Consider the following 3267-nt stretch of genomic DNA (forward strand, 5'->3'; position numbering starts at 1 on the left):
CGCCGTGGTCGAGCGCGACCTCGACCATCCGGACCGAGTTGGAGGAGTTGTCCGAGCCGACCACCAGGAACAGGTCGGCCCGGGCGCCGATCGCCTTCACCGCGGCCTGCCGGTTCTGCGTCGCGTAGCAGATGTCGTCGCTCGGCGGCGAGTGCAGCGCAGGGAACCGCTCCCCCAGCGCCTTGACCGTCTCCAGCGACGTCCCCGTCCGGCGCCGCCGTTCCCAACAACTCGTCGAGCAGCTGGCTGGCCGCCCGGGCCCGCGCAGGGTCGATATCAGCGAGGGTGGCCGCCCGCACCTCGTCGGCAGAGACCGGTTCGTCGAAGGTCGCCCACGGCGGCGGCGCGGCGCCGGGCGTTCGGCGATTGATGACGTCGTCCCCGCGCGCGGCCAGTCGGGCGTAGCGCTGCTGGGCCCGCAGCGACATCTGCAGGGCGCTGCTCACCGCGAGCATCGGCAACTCGATCGCCCGATCGGGCAGATGCTTCGCCTCGTCCGCCGCACTGGCCAGCAGACCGACGACGGCACGCACAGGACCGGGTAGCTGCATGCGTCCACCCTGCCCTAAACACCCCGTCCGTACCATCGAGGTATGTCTCGTTCGGCTCAGGAAACCCGCAAACGGGTGCTGCTCGCCAAGCCCCGCGGCTACTGCGCCGGCGTCGACCGCGCCGTGCAGACGGTGGAGCAGGCGCTGGAGCACTACGGGGCGCCGGTCTACGTCCGCAAGCAGATCGTGCACAACCTGCATGTCGTTCGGTCGCTCGAGGCCCGTGGCGCTGTCTTCGTCGAGGAGAACGACGAGGTGCCGGAGGGCTCCATCGTCGTGTTCTCCGCGCACGGAGTGGCGCCTGAGGTCCACGAGCAGGCCGCCGCCCGCAACCTCAGGGCGATCGACGCGACCTGCCCGCTCGTCACCAAGGTCCATCACGAGGCCCGTCGCTTCGCCAAGGACGACTACGACATCCTGCTGATCGGCCACGAGGGTCACGAAGAGGTCGTCGGCACGAGCGGCGAGGCGCCGCAGCACATCACCCTCGTCGAGGACCCCGCCGCGGTCGCCGGGGTTGAGGTCCGCGATCCGGCCAAGGTGGTGTGGCTGTCACAGACGACGCTGTCGGTGGACGAGACGATGCAGACCGTCGACGCCCTGCGCCAGAAGTTCCCGCTGCTGCAGTCGCCGCCGTCGGACGACATCTGTTACGCCACGCAGAACCGGCAGGCCGCGGTGAAGGCGATCGCGCCGGACGTCGAACTCTTCCTCGTGGTGGGCTCGGCCAACTCGTCGAACTCGGTCCGCATGGTCGAGGTCGCCGCGGCCGCCGGGGCGGGGGCCGCCCATCTCGTCGAGAACGCCGGCGCCATCGACCCCACGTGGCTCGACGGCGTCACCAGTGTCGGGCTGTCCTCCGGCGCATCCGTGCCGGAGATCCTCGTGCGCGAGGTGACCGACTGGCTGGCGGCCCGAGGCTACGGCGACGTCGACGAGGTCAGCCACACCGAGGAGCGGCTGTCGTTCGCGCTGCCGCAGGAGCTGCGTCGCGAGCTGCGGGCGAAGAGCTGACTCGCTACTTGCGGGTGATGAGCCGGATCCCGGCGATGATCAGCACGGCCGCGGTCGCCGCCGCGATGGCCGGGAAGCCGTAGACGAGGTAGTTGGCGGCGGCATCGAGCACGACCTTCTTGTCGTGGAGCCCGCTGGAGCGGACGTAGAGCTGGAACACCGCGGCCGCCGAGTAGACGATCGGCGGGGCGATCACCACGGGGAACATGTGCGAGCGCTTCACGGCCAGGACGGCGACCACCGAGGCCACGACGATGCCGATGTTGAAGCCGCCCTTGAGCTGATTCGACCCGACGGTGTCGATGAGCCCGCCCAGAGCGGCGAGGGCGATCAGCAGCAGCAAGGCCGCCCACCAGGGGAGCCCCCGCTCGGGGGCGCGGGCCGTCCGGTTGCGCAGGTCCTGGATCGACTGCTCGGTGCGCCGGTCGGCGGCGCGGGTCGCGCGCTGGTCGCGGGCCGGCGCTGGTCCGGCCGGCTGCCAGGTATCCGGCCCCCGCCCCTCGGGATAGTTGAACGCCCGGCCGAGCCGGGCGTTGCCGGCCGAGCTGCGGGCCGGCGGAGCGCCCTGGGTCGCCGAGCCGGAGTACACCGCAGTCGAGGGGCCCCAGCCGTCGTCCTCCTGGCCCGGCCACGCGGCGTTGGCCGGCGACCAGTCCCGTCCGTCCCCGGGCGACGGCCACCGGCCGCCGGGCGGGCTGGAGGGACGTGGCACGGGCGGGTCTCCTGGGTCGCGGCGGGACCGGATACCCGCTTCACGGCCACCGTACCCGTCCATGCTGAGACCGAACCGTTAGCGGACTGACCCGCGCGCCGCGTCGCTACCCTCGCCGGATGACCGGGCCGAACGCGTGTGCGGGGCGGCGATGAGCCATCCGCTGATCGAGTTGGACGTCGCCGGCTCGTTCGTGTTCGCACTGTCCGGGGCATTGGCCGCCGTGCGGGCGAGGCTGGACGTGTTCGGCGTCGTGGTCGTCGCCACCGTCACCGCGATCGGCGGTGGCGTACTGCGCGACGTGCTCCTCGGCCTGACGCCGCCGAACGCGCTGCGGCACTGGTGGTACCTCGCGGTGCCGGCCGCGGCGGCGGTGCTGGTGTTCGTGTGGCATCCGCAGGTGACGAGGATGCTGCGTCCCATCGTCGTGCTGGACGGCGCCGGGCTCGGGCTGTTCACGGTGACGGGCACCCGGCTGGCGCTCGAGCAGGGTCTCGGGGCCACCGGCGCCTGCGCGTTGGGGGTCCTCACCGGCATCGGTGGCGGCGTGATCCGCGACGTCCTGCTGCGCGAGATCCCCCTGGTGCTGCGCCGCGAGATCTATGCCCTGGCCTCGGCCGCCGGTGCGTCGCTCGTGGTGCTCGGCGACCGGCTGGACGCGTTGAACCTGGCTTGGCAGGTCGGCGCGGCCGCGGTCGTGTTCGCGGTGCGGGTACTCGCCGCCCGACGGCGCTGGTCGGCGCCGACGCCCCGCTTCCCGGAGTGACCGTTCGGTTTGACGACGGTCGCGCCGCCCCGACAGTCTCTGCGCCATGGGTTACCTGGTCGGCCGCGGCCTCTCCGACATCACCGGCGAGGCCGCCGACTGCGGAATGATGGGGTACGGCAAGGCCGACCAGAAGACGGCCGGCATCCACCTCCGGCAGCGGTCCCGGGCGTTCGTGTTCGCCGATGCCGACGCCCCCCGTGAGCCGCCGATTCTGCTCGTGG

The 3267-nt window shown here is 72.2% G+C and carries 4 protein-coding genes and 1 pseudogene; 3 read left to right on the forward strand and 2 right to left on the reverse strand.

What is annotated here, in order from left to right:
• A pseudogene (locus tag ABR571_RS08530) lies at positions 1-199 on the reverse strand (4-hydroxy-3-methylbut-2-enyl diphosphate reductase); the annotation flags it as partial.
• Between the two features lie 394 nt (positions 200-593).
• On the opposite strand from ABR571_RS08530, the gene ABR571_RS08535 reads away from it, so the two are divergent.
• Positions 594-1565 (forward strand): 4-hydroxy-3-methylbut-2-enyl diphosphate reductase, encoded by a 972-nt coding sequence (locus ABR571_RS08535; RefSeq protein ID WP_409452765.1) that lies wholly within the window; start codon positions 594-596, stop codon positions 1563-1565.
• Between the two features lie 4 nt (positions 1566-1569).
• Here ABR571_RS08535 and ABR571_RS08540 read toward each other — a convergent pair whose 3' ends face one another.
• Positions 1570-2277, reverse strand: a complete 708-nt coding sequence (locus ABR571_RS08540; RefSeq protein WP_409452766.1) for a DUF6542 domain-containing protein — start codon at positions 2275-2277, stop codon at positions 1570-1572.
• A 151-nt stretch (positions 2278-2428) separates the two neighbouring features.
• On the opposite strand from ABR571_RS08540, the gene ABR571_RS08545 reads away from it, so the two are divergent.
• Entirely contained in the window at positions 2429-3043 is a 615-nt protein-coding gene (locus ABR571_RS08545) for a trimeric intracellular cation channel family protein (RefSeq protein WP_409452767.1), read from the forward strand.
• 46 nt (positions 3044-3089) lie between these two features.
• The coding region (locus tag ABR571_RS08550) for a neutral/alkaline non-lysosomal ceramidase N-terminal domain-containing protein (protein ID WP_409452768.1) at positions 3090-3267 on the forward strand (178 nt) is incomplete at its 3' end.

Source organism: Jatrophihabitans sp. (assembly GCF_046262535.1).
Lineage (GTDB): Bacteria > Actinomycetota > Actinomycetes > Mycobacteriales > Jatrophihabitantaceae > Jatrophihabitans.